Raw genomic sequence first — 17,731 nt, 5'->3', positions numbered from 1 at the left:
CGTATTTGATTTTTATAATAGAAACATTTTGTACTTTTAATCAGGTAAAAGCTAAACATCCCTCACTTTCTGCCAACATGAAATACCTGCAAACATTTACTTTAGTATTTTTTATCATTGTAAGTAATGCTCAAAACAAATATGCTTTTAAACACCTCAATGTAGAAAACGGGCTCACACAAAGTTCGGTATTATCTATTGCTCAAGATGCCAGGGGTTTTATCTGGTTTGGCACCCGGTTCGGGTTAAATAAATACGATTCTAAATCTTTCAAGGTATATTATCACGAAGAAAATAATGAGAAAAGTTTAAGCAATGCGTCATTTCTCTCGTCTATTTTAGCGTTAAAAGATGGAACATTATTAATTGGCACCTCAAATGGGCTGAATAAATATAATGAAGGGGATGATAACTTCGACCACTATGTGCACAACAGTAAAGATCCCAATAGCATTAGTAATGCTGGAATAAGTTGCATTTTTCAGGACAAAAAGAACCGCGTTTGGATCGGTACCACAAATGGTTTAAACCTGCTCAGCACCAATGGAAAGTATAAGTTTAAACGCTTTTTAGATAAGCAAAAGCAACGCCAGCAAATTTATGCCATTACAGAAGACCATAACGGAACATTATGGTTAAGTACAACTTATGGTTTAGTAAACATGCGCTTTAAAGATGGGAAAATACACCTCAGGTATTTTAAAGATTTTAGCGAAGAGCTGAACAAAGCGATTGATAACCACATTACAACCATGGTTGAAGACCGAGAAAATAATTTATGGATCGGCACCAAACAAACGGGTGTAAGCAAGTTAAACCTCAGCACGGAAACCATTACGAGCTACCAATACTCCAGTCTTAACCCAGCAGGAATTAGCAGCAATAACGTCCGCAAAATTATGATGGATCAGGAAGGTAAACTATGGATTGGAACATTACATGGTATTAACATCTACAATCCTGCCACTAAAAACTTCAGTTCCCTGCATAATATCCCCGAAGATCCAACCAGCCTGAGCCAAAACTCTGTTTACGATATTTATCAGGACCGGCAGGGCATAATATGGGTAGGCACCTATTATGGAGCCATTAATATGGTATATCCCAATTATACACCCTTTAAGGTTTATAGAAGCACTACAGCGCCAAATGGCTTAAGCAGCAACGTAGTCAGCTCGATCATGGAAGATCAGCACCAAAACCTCTGGATTGGTACCGAAGGCGAAGGGTTAAATTACTACGATAGAAAAAACGATACTTTTACCCGTTATAAAAATAACCCGAACGATCCCAAAAGCTTAAGTGCAAATTTGGTAAAATCGGTTATACGGGATAAAAAAAACAGAATTTGGGTAGGAACACATTATGGAGGGTTAAACCTTTTTCAACCAGAAACCAAAACTTTTGTCAGATATACCAAGCACAAAAACGATACCTCATCCATTAGCAATGATGAAATTACAGCCCTTTTTGAAGATAGTTATGGGCGCTTTTGGGTAGGCACCAACGGTGGCTTAAATAGCTTTAACAGTACTACCGGTAAATTTATCCGCAACCGGGTAAACGGCTTAACCGATGCGGTGCATTACATTTTTGAAGATGCCAAAAGATGCCTTTGGGTAGCGACCAACTCAGGTCTTTACCAGTTGAAAAAAGATAGCCAGCGGTTTATTAGCCGCGTTGCTGCCGATCCGGAAATTTTGAAATATAACGAAATCACTTGCTTAACTACCGATAAAGCTGGTTATTTGCTCATGGGCACTTCGCATAACGGTTTGTTTAGGCTCAACCCTGGTCGCCATAGCTATTCTAGAATGACCACATTTGATGGCTTACCCAGCAACAACATCATGGGCATACTGGAAGATGATTTTAATAACCTTTGGATAACTACCGACAAAGGTTTATGTAAATACAACCCCAGGCAGAAAACTTTTAAAACATACAACATTAAAGATGGACTGCCGGGCAACGAATTTAATTACAAGTCATTTTTGAGAGACAGTAAAGGTGCCTTTTTCTTTGGTGGATTAAGTGGAATGGTGAGCTTTTTTCCCAATGAAATCAAAGAGAACAAAAACACCCCACCAGTTATTTTTACAGGATTAAAACTGTTTAATAAACCCATAGCACTGCATACCGGAGATGGTTTACTTAAACAAAACATCAGCACCATTAAATCAATTACCTTCGAATCAGATCAGAATGTATTTTCAATTGATTTTACGCTACTCAACTTTATTAAATCCGATAAAAACCGTTATGCCTATAAACTGGGAGGCTTTGAAAAAAACTGGAACTATGTAGATATCCCCTCAGCCAGTTATACCAACCTCTCGCCCGGAAACTATACACTTATGGTTAAAGGAAGTAATAACGATGGCCTTTGGACCAATGAAACCAGCACCTTAGATATCAAAATTCTGCCGCCATTTTACAGAACATGGTGGGCCTATCTGTTTTACTTTTGTGCTTTTGCAGCCATTTCCTTTGTATTTATACGTTACTTGTTGATAAAAGCCGTACTTAAAAAAGAAAAAGAAATTAATGAACATAAGCTAGAGTTTTTTACCAATATTTCTCACGAAATACGCACGCCTTTAACCCTCATCGTTGGTCCGTTAGATAAGTTGATCGAAAACGCTAAAGACGATCCTGCCCTGAACCGGGATCTGCAACCGATAAAAAATAATGCCGACCGTTTGATGAACTTAGTTACCGAACTGCTCGACTTTAGAAAGGCAGAAAGCGGAAAAATGGCCTTACATGTAAGTCCTGGTGATGTGGTAAAATTCTGCAGGGAAATATTTCTGGCTTTTCAGAACATGGCGATTTCTAAAAACATCGATTACCAGTTCGAAACCACACAGGCAGCAATTGAGCTTTATTTTGATAAGGTTCAAATGGAAAAAGTGATGTTTAACCTACTTTCAAATGCCTTTAAGTTTACACCTGTAAACGGAAAAATCAGCCTAAAAATAGAAACAGAAAAGCAATTGGTTAATATTAAAATCTGCGATAATGGCAAGGGTATTCCTTTGGAGAACCAGGCCAGTTTATTCACCAATTTTTATCAGGCCAATGCCACTACCACCATTGGTACAGGTTTGGGCTTATCGTTCTCTAAAAGCATTGTAGAACTGCATCATGGCCAGATTAGTTTCGAAAGTACCCCTAAAAATGATAAGGCCTTTGGCAATACGGCTTTCACTGTAAGTTTAAAAACAGGAAAAGAACATTTTAATCCATCCGATTTTATTCCCGATTATGTTTATTACGACGATGCCTTAAATTACAGCCTTAGTACTACAACGCAGGTAACCGAACAGATTAAGGAGGATGATGTACTGCAGGATGATTCAGGGAAAAACAAAAAGAACAGCATCTTACTGGTAGAAGATAACGAAGACGTGAGAACCTTTATTAAACAGGCTTTAAGCCCTTCATATCAGATATATGAGCGCGAAAACGGGGCAACCGGACTAGAATGCGCCTTAGATCTGATTCCCGATTTAATTATCAGCGATGTAATGATGCCCGTAATGGATGGCTTAGAATTATGCCGGAAACTTAAAACAGATGAGCGAACCAGCCATATCCCGGTAGTTTTATTAACGGCAAGATCGGCTTACGTACACCAGGTAAACGGTTTCGAAAACGGAGCTGATGCCTATATTATGAAGCCATTTAACTTAAAGATACTCGAACTGAACATTCAAAACCTGTTAAATGCCCGGGAAACCGTTAAAAAAAAATTTGCACAGGTAATTACGCTCGAGCCCAGAAACATGGTGATTAATACCACCGAGCAGCATTTTTTAAATAAAATTATTCAACTTATCGAAGACCGGATTGCCGATCCTGATTTTGATGTACCTACCTTATCAGCAGAAGTTGGGATGAGCCAACCTGTGTTATATAAAAAAATAAGGGCACTGACCGACCTTTCCGTAAACGACTTTATTAAATCGTTGCGGATAAAAAGAGCCGCTCAATTACTTAAACAGGGTACAGGAAATATTGCCGAGATTGCTTATTCAGTAGGTTTTAACGACCGGAAATATTTTAGCTCAGAGTTTAAAAAACATTTCGGCAAAACCCCGAGTGAGTTCATGAGCAATGATTAACCAGTAAACCTTTCCGTAACCTGCTGATCGAAATGATTGTTCATAATTGCCTGATATACCTGTTCTGCAACATGGTGCAATAAATCTAGTTTTTCAAACAGGCGTATTACATCTGGTTCACCAATCTGGTAATTGTTTTCATACCGAACAGCCAGGTAAGCCTCATCAAGCAAATGCAACAGGCAAAGTTCTTCCTCATCATCGCTAAATAGCTCAGACAGCTGTTTTACGTAAGCTTTAATATACAGTTGATGGGCTTTGATGCGGTGTGTTTTTTTATCCTTTCCCATCACCAAAACTTCAACGGCCCGGTACGTTAAATCGAAAACCTCGTGCAGCATAAAAGTGCAGTATTCGAAATTTTGTTGTTTAAAATAGAACTTTGCACCCGATAAAAATTGGTTGGCTTTATTAATTTCTTGTCGATAGATGCTTTTAACCCGATCTGCAAGGAGGTGAGCTGTTCCACGATCGAGAAAACTTCCAGATTTACTGAATAAAGCGTTTTGAGCCCCAGTGGCATAGTAAAAAAACAAACTCCCATCCAGCAAAGCCTGCTCAACCTCGTGTACATGAAAAACCCGGTAACTAAATTCCATTTGCCCGGTAAATACAATATTTAGTACTGGTGTTAACTCGTTCAAAATACGTACATGTTTAATCGAAACCATAATCAGCATTTCCTGCACCGCTTTACCGGCAAAAAAGTGGGTGTGGAGATAAATATACTGAGTGGGTACCGCCGCTGTTACACCCTTTAACAAGCGCATAACAGTTTCTTCTTTTACGGCATAATGGCTAAGGTTTAAAAATTTATTGCGCATAAAGGCCTCCTTTCCGCTTTAACATCATCACTTAGTGAAGGATTTCCGATGATCAGAAAAAAAGCTTCCACGATCATCAGCATGGCTTCATACTGCTCAAATAAAAATTCCTTATCCATCAATTTAATGCTGCTCCCGGTACTAAATGCTGCATACAGCCATTCTAAAAGCCCTAAGCGCAACTGTTTAATTTTTTCAGGAACAAAAAAAGACTCCACAAACCGGTAAGGGTTTTCGATATGTTCGGCAGGGAGTGTATTTACTTCGCAGAGCCCCTCATTATACACATCGTTTGATATGAAACGCCCTTTCGTGGCAACCAGGCCTTCGGGCAAGTCTTCCTGATAAATTAGTTTTTTGCTTGCAATTAAATAGCCGGTATTAAGCAATTTTGTAAACTGGTTATAAAGGAAAAAATAATCGGCAACATCACTTACACGGTTATCTTCTGACAAGGCTATTTTATACCATTTTTTCAGGTAGGCTTTGTGACCTGCAAGGTTATCCAAACTAAAGAAAAATTCAATTGCCTGAAATGGATCATCAAATAATTCCTGATCAAAAGCCAGTGGCGATGTACTTTCGAACATGGCCATGTGATAATAGCGATCGAGACTTTTAAAACTATTTTTAGTGATTACCCTTTCGTGGATGAGCCAGCAGGCCTCCAGCATTTTTTTAGTGTTTTCATAAAACGGAAAAATATACTGGTCCCAATCCAGATCGAGCTTATTTTCCAATCCGGCCAGTAACCATTCTTTGTAAATTAATTTATAGCTCTCCGATTCAAAGAAGATAAAAATATCGAGAAAGGTAAATTTTGGACTTTCCATTTCCACTTTGCTCAATAATTTCGGACAATATTCAAGCAAAACCGCTTCGCGTGCCAGGCTGCATTCATCAGCCTCAATCGCTTTTACAAAGGCCGTATCGGTTTCAATCCGATTAAAAATTAAATCTGAATAATCGAACAGCGGCAACAGCTTTTCGTAAAAAACCAACAGTTGCGCAGGATGCTTTTGCGGCGAATAATCAAATTCGTTTTGAGGTGGGTTTAACCAGTTTTTGAGAAACTGTAAATGATGGCCTATACCATTTGACAAAAAAAAGCTTTCAATAGCATCAATAAATGCCATCGTTTCTTTTTTAAAATTTGAGATCCCTTCCATAGCCGTATATTTTTAAATGATTATATTAGCTAACGAATTTAGCAAAACAAAATAAGTTTAACTATTAATTATACATAAAACTTATTAACATCTTTACCTTATGAATGAAAATCAGCGCTTAAAAACACTAATGGATTTGTTGGGATTTAGAACCCAAAAAGATTTTGCTATGGCGTTGAATATCAAACAAGGCTCTCTTTCGGATATTTTAAGAGAAAGGATCAATGTATCCAATTCCATTAAAGATAAACTCGAGCTTAAATTCGATGTAAATTTAACCTGGCTTGAAAATGGAACCGGCGAACCCTTCTTTAAAAAGAAACGGGCCGTTGGCGAAAGCAAAGAGGGTGTTCCCTATTTTGACATGAGCCTATCTGATGCTAAAGAGCTCATCGTAGAAGAACAACGCGCAGAATACCTGGTAAATTACCTTCCCTTTAACGATTGCACCGCCTATTTACCGGTTTATGGCGATAGTATGTATCCCAAATATGCCGCAGGTGAAATTATAGCCATAAAAGAAATTACCAATTACGAAATCTTACAGTGGGGCGAAGCTTATGTGATAATGACGGATGAAAACAGTAACAGTCTGCGTACCATAAAATTAATTTTTCAGCACGCCGATGAGAGCAAACTCATCCTCCGTTCTTCAAATCCAAATTTCAAAGGCGATACGGTAATCCACAAAAAAAGTATTCAGGCACTTTACATCATCAAAGGAAAAATTACACGGAATATTATCTAGCAGAACAGTTTTCAGTTCGCAGTTGGCGGTTAACAATTTATAGCTAAACTGAAAATTGCAAATTGCCAACTGAACCATATAGTCCTCGTTTGTAACGAGGATTGATGAGATTCGCATTTGTAATGCGGTTAAATGATTTTGGGGATAAAACCAGATAAAAAGCACGCCCAAAACTTTAAAATTTATTACTGCGACTTTAAAACTCCTTACTGCGACTTTAAAACTTTCTACTGCGACTTTAAAACTCCTTACTGCGACTTTAAAACTTCCTACTGCAACTTTAAAACTTCCTACTGCGACTTCAAAACTTCTTACTGCGACTTTAAAACTTCTTACTGCAACTTTAAAACTTCTTACTGCAACTTTAAAACTCCTTACTGCAACTTTAAAACTCCTTACTGCGACTTTAAAACTTCTTACTGCGACTTTAAAACTTCCTACTTCGACTTCAAAACCACCGCCTGCACACATGAAACGATTAACCGTTCGATCAGAACTTCTTATTGCAATTACAGAACTGCCAACTGATAACTAATTACTTTCCTTTTACACATCTTCGCCGTACCTTTATTTAATTAAAAAAGGAAAGATATATGAATACTGAAAAAGCCATTCTTGCAGGCGGCTGCTTTTGGGGAGTAGAAGAACTGATCCGTCATTATCCTGGGGTGATCTCCACAGTGGTTGGATATACCGGAGGTGATGTTCCCAATGCCACTTACCGGAACCATGGCACACATGCCGAAGCCATTGAAGTTACCTTTGATCCAACTGTTTTAACCTATCGCAAATTATTAGCATACTTCTTCCAGATCCACGATCCGAGCACACGAAACCGACAGGGAAATGATGTAGGTACATCCTACCGTTCTGCCATTTTCTACAATAGTGAAGAACAGAAAAACACGGCAAATGCATTGATTGCCGAGCTGGATGCTTCTGGCAAGTGGCCTGGAAAAATTGTAACCGAGGTGGTACCTGAAACCGATTTCTGGAATGCTGAAGAAGAACACCAGGATTATTTACAGAAAAACCCTTACGGTTATACCTGCCACTTCGAAAGACCAGACTGGAAATTATAAATAAGATCGTTATTACAAGGCACTGCTTGCCTCGACTCTTCTTATAGTGGACAGATCTTTTAATTTGGGTTTTTTATGCACTTTGCTAAACAACGTTAATAAAGTTCAGGCTTTGCCGAAGAACTTCGTCAATCCTGATCCCCGTGGTCTGTGTCCCCACAGACCACCTAGATTTTTAGCAAAAAATTTATCCATTTCGTTGCACTTCAGGAAATGATGATATAAATTCATCTGGATAAATCCTTGATGTAACGTAGAAAAACAAAATGGTCTGTGAGGACACTGACCAAGGAAGCAGATCACTCAAACAAAAAGGCAACTTCCTGAATCGAAAATTGCCTTTTTGTTTAAAATGTAATCATGACTGGTCGCTAATCATCATCATCTTTTTTCTTCTTCTCGAGAATGACAAAAGCACTCCGTTTTGGCGCCGGCATTACCGATTGTTCGCCTTTCACCGATTTCCACACCACTTCGTTTAAATCTAAATCCGGTGCCGAATCTTCCTTGGCAAAATTGAACAGTTCAGAACGTCTGCTGCTCTCATTTACGGCCACATTCCTCGTATCTAAATCAATAAGCGGCTGAATCACATTATAAGGTGTAAAATCAGGCGTAGCCGTAAAACATTCGTATAAAGGCATGGCTGCAGCATCGTACTGGCTCATGGGCGGCAATCCTAAAATAAGTTCCATTGTTCTTAAAAACCCGGAAGTAGAATACATGGTATGAACAGGCGTATTTCTTTTTACGTAAGGACCAACCACATAAGCCGGCGAACGGTGTGCATCAACATGATCGGGACCGTTTTGTGCATCATCTTCCAGAATAAAAACAACCGATTCTTTCCAGATTTTGCTGTGCGATAAATGCTCCAAAATACGGCCAACCGCCAAATCGTTATCGGCAACTGCCGCCTGTGGCGAGTATTTACCTTTCTTTTGTCCGCTGGTATGATCATTAGATATTCTTAAAGTATTAAACTGGGGTACAACACCCGCAACCAATAACGAATCGAAATCATGCTGCCAGGCATCTACCCGCACCTGATCTTTAATGTCCATGTCAAAACCCGGCGAAGCGGTACACATATGGCCTTGCAGTGATTTAATATTTGCCTTGCCATAATCGCCAAACTCACCATAACTGCGGTAGCTTACCCCGGCCCTTTGGCAGTAATCCCAGATAAAACCACCTTTTGGATAGGTTACCGGCCTGCCGCCTTCGAAGCTGGTGCTTCCACCACGTGCACCATAACTGGTTGGCCATGTTTTCTCGACTACATCTGTGGCGTAAGCAGCCATGCTCCAGTTGTGTCCATCGGCACTTACCTCCGCATCCACATAGAAATTATCCAGCAACACATAGTTTTCGGCAAAAGCATGCTGGTTAGGTGTAATTTTTCTGCCGAAAAGTGTCAATTTAGAATCTCCGTTTCCTTTTGGCATATCGCCAAGCACCTGATCATAGGTTCTGTTTTCTTTGATGATATAAAAAACATGTTTAATAGGCGATTTTTCATTCTGTTTACGCGGAATAGGATTTCCGGCTTCACCATCGGCAGTAATCGTCCGTTTATCAGTAAAAGGTGTATTGGCATAAACCTGTTTGGTATATACCTTTAACTGTTCAGGTTTTGGCGCGTCGATAAAAGATAAGGTACCTTTAAACAAACCAGCAATATACTGCAGTCTGCTATTGGCCGTACTGCCCATGTGATAACCGCTGTTATCTACTTTAGAAATGGGTTGTGGCCCCTGAGGGTTCGCCATAGGCGTATTCCCTTTACCGTTGGTAACGAGAATTTTCGAACCCAGAACCTTCACACTGGTTGGATACCAGCCTACCGGAATAAAACCCTGACTCAGGCTTAGTCCAGGTTTACTTACATCAAAAACGGCTAAACAGTTATTGTCAGCATTGGCAATGTACAAAGTTTTTTCGTTGGCACTTAAAGCTAAACCATTAGTAGTCGAGCCTGTTAACTGCGTGGCATAGAGTGTAGTAGCAATGGTTTCAATTACCTTATTGTTCAAGGTATTAATGACCGAAACGGTATTATCGTTTGCATTGGCTACAAAAAGAATATTGCCTTTTTTATTAAGCAATAGTTCATTTGGATGATCGCCAACCGGAATACGCTGTGAGATGTTTTCTGATATCAGATCGATTACCGCAACTGATTTCCCGCCCCAGAGCGAAACATAGAGTTTACTTTCATCCGTTGATAAAACACAACTGTAGGCAATTGCCGGAAGCTGGATTTTTTTAAGGATCTGCTTTTCTGCTGGATTGATGATGTATAAACTGCTATCCTCTTTGGTTACGGTATATAGTTTACTGTTGTTTTTGTTTACCACAATCCCTGCCGGACTGATTTTTCCTTTTGGCCAAACCGGACCGAGTTTAATCGTATCGCTTTTGCCCAGTTTACCGTTCTGAATATTAAAATCCAAAATCCAGTTATCGTTACCACCTGAGGCATACAGGTGTTTTTCGTCTTTACTAAATGCGATTCCATACCACGATTTGCTCAGGACTTTTTCATCAATAATCTTTTCTGTTTTGACATCAAGCAATTGTAACGACTGGGTACTTTGTCCGTTGTTGGTAATGGCAAGATATTTACCCGAAGCGCTCAGTTGCATGTTTAAAGGCAAATCGCCCAATTGCAGCGAATGCCCCGCCGGACTCAGTTTCCATCCATTGGGCAATAAAATCTGCTGGGTGCTTTCGTTTTTGCCCGGCCATTGTGCAAATCCTCTTTGGATAAAAAAGAAACACAAGAGTAATAATAAGTATGATTTTTTCATTTTTCTTAAATTGAAGATAGCAGCACTAGCGATGAAGATTAAAATTAACCAGGGCCCTGATGGTATAACCATTACCAGACGCTACTGAACCAATTTCGCGTATAGCCTCTGATGGAATAGCCTGACTGCGGGTTGCATAAAAAACAGGTCCGCCGGAAATAGAGAACGAAAGTTTTGAATGGTTTGGTTCCAGATTGATTGAGGGCCCAATCATTACCTTTGCACCACCTTCTGCCTCGTCTTTTTCCCAAAACCCTTCTAAATCCTGTCCTAAGGCTTCGAAACCAAGGTACAAAACATTAGAAACGCGGTGCTGATAGCCAAAACTCGTAATAAAATCAAGCTTATCCCTTGTTTTATCAAAAGCTTTTTCGAAGCGAAGATTACCCGCCATTCTCCAGTTTGTTTGATCGAATGAAGCAGTAATCCGGCTAATCGCAGAACCTACGTTCGACCAATCTCTACTTAAGCCTAAACCAGCACCTAATCTAAAACCAGCTAAGCCTTTACCGCCCACAAAATCTCTGATTACTTCAGCTTGTTCTGCACTGGTTACGCCCCCTGAATTGGCAAAACCGATTGCAGCAGTGGCATACAAAGTAAACCTGCTGCCCAAATATCCCTTAACCCCAAACTGTTGTCCTAAACCATCATAACCGAACTGTCCATTGGTTCTTTCTCCATAACTCCCTGAATAATGGATATTCCAGCGGGGATTTTCTGCGGTTAGCGTGTTCAAAGAAAACAAAAAGGGTTGTGCAGCGTCTGTCCCAATCTTAACTTCCGACTGACCTTCTGTAATCTTTTGGGCAGAACAATTCAGTGCAATACCTGCAAAAGTGATTGCTAAAAGTATCTTTTTCATTTTAGTTTAATATATCAGTTAGAATTTCGTTTCATTCAACAGTGGTGATCCACTTGCGTTAACCTGATAAGTTTGGATCTTATCATTTTCATCAACCTCTACAATCCGGTAACCTTTGTAGGCTGTGCCCCAGTTTCCACCAATATGGGCATCGAAGAAATGAGGAAGTTTATCAGTATAAAAGACAGCATCGAGACTATGGTCATGTCCATGGAATACGGCTTTTACATTTGCATAGCTGTGCAGGAGCTTAATCGTATCCGGACATTCTACAAAAGGACTTTCGGGCACCCAGAAATGAGGTGGGATATGCAGCACCACGAAAACAGTTTTTAGGTTTTTAAACTTATCGAGCTCCTGTTTTAAAAAATCGTTGTTAGGGCATAAATAAGTTCCTTTGGTATCTGAAGTGTTGGCCAAAACGAAACCTACTCCATTTTTTTCGAAAGAAAAGTTATCCTCGTAACCAAAAACCGATTTCCAGATCTTCGCGTCGGCATGATCGTGGTTACCCGGGATAGCATAAAAAGGAACTTTAAGTTTATCGTAATATTCTTTTTTTACTTCTGATAATAGTTCCGGACGATCGTGTACCAGATCTCCATTAATGATCACAAAGTTTAAAGGATTTTTATCGTGAGATTCATTTAACCACTTTACAATATTTTCGTGATGAAGTTTATAATCTGTTCCGGGCTGGCCATAATGCCCATCGGATGCAATGGCGAAACGAAGTTTAGGTGCTTTGCCCGGTCTGGCGGGAGCGCTGTGTTCTTCAGCAAATGAGGAAAGAACCGGCGAAATACTGGCTACTACAGCAGCGGCCAAACTATTTTTCAGAAAAAATCGTCTGTTAGACATAAGGATAAGATATGTTTTGTATCAAAGCCCAATATTAGCTTGGTTAGGCTTCTTAAACATAAATTTAATGTTATGATTAGGTTAACCGAAGCATAACTATGTATCAATTTTATAACAGAAACATGCTGTGGATCTTGCCTTTACTATATTCCCCGGTCTGTGTCCTCGCAGAACGAAAAACAAATAATTTCTTCCTATTGAATACTTGACAAAAGCCAACTGGAAGGTCTGTGAGGCCATAGATCTTGGAAAGAAAACGGTTGTTCGATCTTCAGCGAGCTCAGACCGATAACATTTCCAAGATAATAAACCAAGTGCATCTGTTCCGTGCTTTCCGTGTTTCCGTGGCAAAAAAAACAAATTACCAATTCAGGAAACTTCCAAAAAACAAAAGGTCTGTGGAGACACAGACCTTGGGATAAGGTATTTAAGTAGATCCTTCGACAGGCTTAGGATGACAATTCTATATTTATGATACAACCGCTTTGATTAGACTATAGAATAACGATCAGCTGTTTTACCACCAGATAGGCCGCCAATGCATATAAAAATATCGCAATCGATTTATTAATAATTAAACTGCTCAGCGCAAACTTTTCCTGAATATAAGTTGCAAAATGCGCATATAGGTAAAGTGCCAGTGTAGAACCCACACCGGAGCCCAAACTAAAGATTACCAGTGACAGGTAATCGGTTTCGATCCATTGATGTAAAATCACATAGTTACCAAAAAACAACCAGAATGGAATCTGAACAGGATTTAACACCCCTAAAATCAATCCATATAACACACTCCCACTGCGTTTATCTTCTTTTTTATTGCTGGTTTTGGGTACTTTTTTCCTGTTTTTCCAGGTAATCGTTCCCATCACCAAAAACATCACGATCATGAAACAATCGACCAAAGTACTTAAGCGCACTTCACTTACCGCTTCGTTCGGATTGATATCGCTCATGGCCCAGCGGGCAAAACGCATCATCCCAAAGGTGAAAAATACTTCTACGCAAGAGAAGGAAAGAATAAAGTACCAAACCTGGCGCATGCCTTTGTTAATGGCGAGCTGCGCAACGGTGAGATTAATATTGCCGGGAGGAATATACCCCATGGCATTGAGAATGATGCCTATGAAAAACGTTAGAAAAAGCATTGCCGAAATTATGGATTTAAATTTAAATGCGATGCTAAATATTTTCCGGTGTACGATTTTTCTACCTGAACTAAATCTTCGGGTATGCCTTCAAATACCACCTGACCACCGCCATCGCCCCCTTCAGGGCCGATATCGATAACCCAATCAGCACATTTAATCATGTCCATATTATGTTCAATCACCAAAATCGTGTTCCCTTGTTCAATGAGTGTATTCAGTGCTTTTAACAGTTTTTTAATATCATGAAAATGCAGTCCAGTTGTTGGCTCATCAAAGATAAACAGCGTTTTATTGGCATTATTTCCTTTAATTAAAAACGACGCCAGTTTAATACGCTGCGCCTCACCACCCGATAAGGTATTAGAAGATTGACCTAAATGCACATAACCCAAACCTACATCAACCAATGGATTTAATTTATTGAGGATCTTTTGTTCATCCTTAAAAAACTCAACCGCTTCTTCAATGGTCATATCCAAAATTTCGGATACGTTTTTCTCTTTATAGGTCACATCTAAAACCTGTTGTTTAAAACGTTTACCGTTACAGGCTTCACAAGGCAGGTAAATATCGGCCATAAACTGCATTTCGATCTTCACTTCGCCCTCACCCTGGCAAACATCGCAACGGCCGCCTTCTACGTTGAAAGAGAAAGCAGCTGGCTTTAAGCCTGCAGCTTTTGCAGATGCTAAACCAGAAAACAGCGCACGGATATCATCCCACGCTTTAACATAGGTAACCGGATTAGAACGGCTGGAGCGACCAATCGGATTCTGATCGACCATTTCTACAGCGCTGACCAGATCGTAATTGCCAAAAATGCCATCATAAGCACCCGTTTGTTCACCCGCGTAATTTCCGATTGCTTTTTGCAATGCCGGATATAAGATTTTTTTAACCAAACTGGTTTTTCCTGATCCAGAAACACCACTTACTGCGGTAAAAACACCCAACGGAAACTTCACGTCAATATTCTGCAGGTTGTTTTCCCTCGCACCTTTAATCAGGATATGGTCTTTCCATTTACGGCGTTTATCCGGAATGGCAATTTTTTCCAATCCCGACAGGTAACGGCCGGTTAAACTATTTTTATCTTTTAAAATCTCCTCGTAGTTACCACTGAAAACTAAATTACCACCATGGGTACCAGCCTCAGGGCCAATATCGATAATGTAATCGGCTGCGCGCATCATTTCTTCTTCGTGCTCCACCACTAAAACGGTATTGCCTACATTACGGAGCGAGATTAATACTTCAATCAGTTTATTCGTATCGCGTGGGTGCAATCCGATACTCGGTTCGTCCAAAACGTAAATAGAACCCACCAAACTACTTCCCAATGATGTGGCCAGGTTAATCCTTTGCGATTCACCACCCGAAAGCGTATTTGATAAACGGTTTAGGGTAAGGTAGCCTAAACCTACATTGTTTAAATAAAGAAAACGGTTATCAATCTCTGCCAGTAAACGTTTGGCAATTTTGGTATCGTTAGTATTTAATTTCAGCTCGTTAAAGAAAACCAGGGCTTTTGCCAAAGGCATCAGCACCACATCGATAATCGATTTTTCAGCAATCTTTACATAAGAAGCATCTTTACGCAAACGCGAACCTTTACAATCCGGACAAGTGGTTTTACCGCGGTAACGGGATAACATGACGCGGTATTGAATTTTATAAGTCTGCTCTTCCAGTTCTTTGAAAAAAGCATCCAGGCCTGCAAAATATTTATTCCCTGTCCAGAGCAACTGTTGCTCTGTTTCGGTTAAAGCACTATAAGGCCGGTGGATCGGGAATTCGAATTTTGGCGCAGCTTTGATAAAATTCTGCAACCACACATTCATTTTTTCGCCACGCCAGGGGGCAATGGCATTATCGTAAACACTTTTGCTCTTATCAGGAATCACCAGATCTTCATCAATGCCGATTACATTTCCATAACCTTCGCAGCGTTTGCAGGCCCCATAAGGGTTGTTGAAAGAGAAAAAGTTTGGCGTAGGTTCTTCGAACTTTATTCCGTCCAGTTCAAAGCGATCGCTAAAATGTTTCGTAGTACCCTGGGCCTCTACATAACAATCGCCTTTACCTTCAAAAAAAGCTGTCTGCGCCGAATCGGCCAATCTGCTTAAAGTTTCTTCCTCCTGATTGGTTACAATACGATCAATCAGGATCTGAACGGTTTTATCATCTGTAAGTTCTGCATCCTTAAAATCAGCATCATCTAAAACTGTTTCTATCTTTTCTATTTTATCATTAATCAGGACCCTTAAAAATCCTTTCTGTAATAAAATAGCCAGTTCTTCTTTAATCGTACGGTTATTGTGCGGATATAGCGGGCAAAAAATGGTTACCGTTGTATCTTCAGGCATGGCATTTACATAATCGACCACCGTGCTTACCGAATCTTTTTTCACTTCTTTTCCCGAAACAGGCGAAATGGTTTTCCCGATACGGGAGAAAAGCAGTTTCAGGTAATCGTAAATTTCTGTCGAGGTACCGACGGTAGAACGCGGGTTGGAAGTAATTACCTTTTGTTCGATGGCAATTGCCGGTGCAATACCTTTAATATAATCAACATCGGGTTTATTCATCCGGCCCATAAACTGGCGGGCATAAGAAGATAAACTTTCTACATATCGGCGTTGCCCCTCTGCATATAAAGTATCAAATGCCAGCGAAGATTTCCCCGAACCAGACATACCGGTTACCACCACAAGTTTGTTTTTTGGAATGGCAACATCGATGTTTTTGAGGTTGTGCACACGGGCACCTTTTATGATAATATTTTTATGCGGATCTTTTTCGGCCTCTTTTTTGCTCATGTATGATAACGAATATAATGTATAACCCCAGAATGTTGTTAGGGTTTTAAGAACATACAAAAATAGGGTACTGAGATGGTTAATTTATTTTTTAACATTTTATTTTTTGTTTTTTGATAAAAAAATAACTTTCTTTGAATATTAACAACCTCAAAACCAAACTGACACATTCAAAAAACATAGGAGAGCAGCTATAGAAATTAAACATCTACAAATTAATTTTTAGCAAATAGTACGGGATTTAGTGTAGGTAAACCTATGAATTTACAATCATATAATGATCAGGACCTGGTAAAGGTATATATTACCGGGAACGAGAATGGATTGCAGGAACTTTTAAGAAGACATAAAAGTAAAATTTATACCTCTATCTACTTATTGGTGAAAGACCAATATCTGGCGGAGGATATTTTTCAGGATGCTTTTATAAAAGTAATTAATACCCTGCGATCAGGAAGATATAACGAAGAAGGCAAGTTTTTGCCTTGGGTAATGCGTATTGCGCATAATCTGGTTATCGATTATTTCAGAAAAGAAAAGAGAACACCAATCATCACCAGTGCTGATGGAATGGATGTATTCAATATGCTACACTTTTATGACGAGAGCGCAGAAGATAAAATGCTTCGCGATCAAACCCATAAAGATTTAAAAGCAATGATCCATTTATTGCCCGATGAGCAGAAAGAAGTGCTCCTCATGCGCCATTACGCCGATTTAAGCTTCAAAGAGATTGCTGATTTAACTGACGTGAGCATCAATACCGCCTTAGGCCGTATGCGTTATGCCCTTAGTAATTTGCGTAAAATGCTTAAAACAAAAGAGATGACCTACAAAGGGTAGTGAAAATGTTACATAAAATTTTTTAGGGCTTGAAATAAAGCATCTGAACTATCGTTAAGTTTATAAAACTTATCACATTCAGTTGCTTATGACAAAAACCTCTACATCAAAAACAAATGTAAATTTACCTACACCTAACATGTTTCAGCCTAAAACTGATATTGAATCGGACGCAGAAATCGACTTATTTTATGATCAAATCAAAGGTAAGTTAGATAGACTGGCTAAAAATCCTCAAGATGAAACCATCAACAAGATTTTAGCTTACAGCCGTACAAAGTAGTAAATCTTTACATGAGCCAAAAAAGCTTGTTTCACAGGGTGGGACAAGCTTTTTTTTGTGCCTATGGATGATGGAAAATGTAATATGGATGATGTGTGAATTCTGGGCTGATCTAATGGTTGATCGTCAGACAGCAATTTAATCCA

13 protein-coding genes are annotated in these 17,731 nt (G+C 39.5%); 6 read left to right on the top strand and 7 right to left on the bottom strand.

Translation table 11 applies throughout. The features are described 5' to 3' along the window. Positions 1-5 precede the first annotated feature (5 nt). Positions 6-4,127, top strand: coding sequence for a hypothetical protein (locus CA265_00710; GenBank protein ID ARS38285.1), 4,122 nt, complete (start codon positions 6-8; stop codon positions 4,125-4,127). Here the strand turns inward: CA265_00710 and CA265_00705 are convergent. Both CA265_00705 and CA265_00700 read right to left on the bottom strand, forming a co-directional pair. Further along, positions 4,124-4,951: a hypothetical protein gene (locus CA265_00705; protein ARS38284.1), complete on the bottom strand. Its 828-nt coding sequence runs from the start codon at positions 4,949-4,951 to the stop codon at positions 4,124-4,126. The genes CA265_00710 and CA265_00705 overlap by 4 nt on opposite strands. Continuing rightward, positions 4,933-6,120: a hypothetical protein gene (locus CA265_00700; GenBank protein ARS38283.1), complete on the bottom strand. Its 1,188-nt coding sequence runs from the start codon at positions 6,118-6,120 to the stop codon at positions 4,933-4,935. The genes CA265_00705 and CA265_00700 overlap by 19 nt, the downstream gene beginning before the upstream one ends. Before the next feature lie 100 nt (positions 6,121-6,220). Here CA265_00700 and CA265_00695 point away from each other — a divergent pair, with 100 nt between their 5' ends. From CA265_00695 to CA265_00685, 3 genes are all read left to right on the top strand, one after another. Beyond that, positions 6,221-6,868, top strand: coding sequence for a hypothetical protein (locus CA265_00695; GenBank protein ARS38282.1), 648 nt, complete (start codon positions 6,221-6,223; stop codon positions 6,866-6,868). Between the two features lie 132 nt (positions 6,869-7,000). Next, positions 7,001-7,396 carry a hypothetical protein gene (locus CA265_00690; protein ID ARS38281.1) on the top strand — a complete coding sequence of 132 codons (396 nt, stop codon included), beginning with the start codon at positions 7,001-7,003 and terminating at the stop codon, positions 7,394-7,396. A 65-nt stretch (positions 7,397-7,461) separates the two neighbouring features. Next, a complete protein-coding gene (locus CA265_00685) occupies positions 7,462-7,950 on the top strand; it encodes a peptide-methionine (S)-S-oxide reductase (GenBank protein ARS38280.1) in 489 nt (162 codons plus the stop codon). A gap of 371 nt (positions 7,951-8,321) precedes the next feature. Here CA265_00685 and CA265_00680 read toward each other — a convergent pair whose 3' ends face one another. From CA265_00680 to CA265_00660, 5 genes are all read right to left on the bottom strand, one after another. Continuing rightward, positions 8,322-10,763 carry a hypothetical protein gene (locus CA265_00680; protein ID ARS38279.1) on the bottom strand — a complete coding sequence of 814 codons (2,442 nt, stop codon included), beginning with the start codon at positions 10,761-10,763 and terminating at the stop codon, positions 8,322-8,324. Positions 10,764-10,788: 25 nt separating this feature from the next. Beyond that, positions 10,789-11,628, bottom strand: a complete 840-nt coding sequence (locus CA265_00675) for a hypothetical protein (protein ARS38278.1) — start codon at positions 11,626-11,628, stop codon at positions 10,789-10,791. A gap of 18 nt (positions 11,629-11,646) precedes the next feature. Then, complete coding sequence (locus CA265_00670; GenBank protein ID ARS38277.1) at positions 11,647-12,489, bottom strand: metallophosphoesterase; 843 nt, start codon at positions 12,487-12,489, stop codon at positions 11,647-11,649. A gap of 494 nt (positions 12,490-12,983) precedes the next feature. After that, positions 12,984-13,637 carry a lysine transporter LysE gene (locus CA265_00665; GenBank protein ID ARS38276.1) on the bottom strand — a complete coding sequence of 218 codons (654 nt, stop codon included), beginning with the start codon at positions 13,635-13,637 and terminating at the stop codon, positions 12,984-12,986. 8 nt (positions 13,638-13,645) lie between these two features. Continuing rightward, positions 13,646-16,459 (bottom strand): excinuclease ABC subunit A, encoded by a 2,814-nt coding sequence (locus tag CA265_00660; protein ARS38275.1) that lies wholly within the window; start codon positions 16,457-16,459, stop codon positions 13,646-13,648. A 258-nt stretch (positions 16,460-16,717) separates the two neighbouring features. Between CA265_00660 and CA265_00655 the strand changes: the two genes are divergently transcribed. Both CA265_00655 and CA265_00650 read left to right on the top strand, forming a co-directional pair. Next, a complete protein-coding gene (locus tag CA265_00655) occupies positions 16,718-17,302 on the top strand; it encodes an RNA polymerase subunit sigma-24 (protein ID ARS38274.1) in 585 nt (194 codons plus the stop codon). A gap of 88 nt (positions 17,303-17,390) precedes the next feature. Further along, on the top strand, positions 17,391-17,585 hold the full coding sequence (locus CA265_00650) for a hypothetical protein (GenBank protein ID ARS38273.1): 195 nt from the start codon (positions 17,391-17,393) through the stop codon (positions 17,583-17,585). Positions 17,586-17,731 lie beyond the last annotated feature (146 nt).

The organism is Sphingobacteriaceae bacterium GW460-11-11-14-LB5 (assembly GCA_002151545.1).
Classification (GTDB): domain Bacteria; phylum Bacteroidota; class Bacteroidia; order Sphingobacteriales; family Sphingobacteriaceae; genus Pedobacter.
The sequence above is the reverse complement of the archived record's forward strand: the minus strand, read 5'-3'. Positions and strand labels throughout refer to the sequence as shown.

Coding starts and splice junctions, on each gene's coding strand:
- CA265_00705 (ARS38284.1), bottom strand. CDS start 4,951: ATGCGCAATAAATTTTTAAACCTTAGCCATTATGCCGTAAAAGAAGAA.
- CA265_00700 (ARS38283.1), bottom strand. CDS start 6,120: ATGGAAGGGATCTCAAATTTTAAAAAAGAAACGATGGCATTTATTGAT.
- CA265_00695 (ARS38282.1), top strand. CDS start 6,221: ATGAATGAAAATCAGCGCTTAAAAACACTAATGGATTTGTTGGGATTT.
- CA265_00690 (ARS38281.1), top strand. CDS start 7,001: ATGATTTTGGGGATAAAACCAGATAAAAAGCACGCCCAAAACTTTAAA.
- CA265_00685 (ARS38280.1), top strand. CDS start 7,462: ATGAATACTGAAAAAGCCATTCTTGCAGGCGGCTGCTTTTGGGGAGTA.
- CA265_00680 (ARS38279.1), bottom strand. CDS start 10,763: ATGAAAAAATCATACTTATTATTACTCTTGTGTTTCTTTTTTATCCAA.
- CA265_00675 (ARS38278.1), bottom strand. CDS start 11,628: ATGAAAAAGATACTTTTAGCAATCACTTTTGCAGGTATTGCACTGAAT.
- CA265_00670 (ARS38277.1), bottom strand. CDS start 12,489: ATGTCTAACAGACGATTTTTTCTGAAAAATAGTTTGGCCGCTGCTGTA.
- CA265_00665 (ARS38276.1), bottom strand. CDS start 13,637: ATGCTTTTTCTAACGTTTTTCATAGGCATCATTCTCAATGCCATGGGG.
- CA265_00660 (ARS38275.1), bottom strand. CDS start 16,459: ATGAGCAAAAAAGAGGCCGAAAAAGATCCGCATAAAAATATTATCATA.
- CA265_00655 (ARS38274.1), top strand. CDS start 16,718: ATGAATTTACAATCATATAATGATCAGGACCTGGTAAAGGTATATATT.
- CA265_00650 (ARS38273.1), top strand. CDS start 17,391: ATGACAAAAACCTCTACATCAAAAACAAATGTAAATTTACCTACACCT.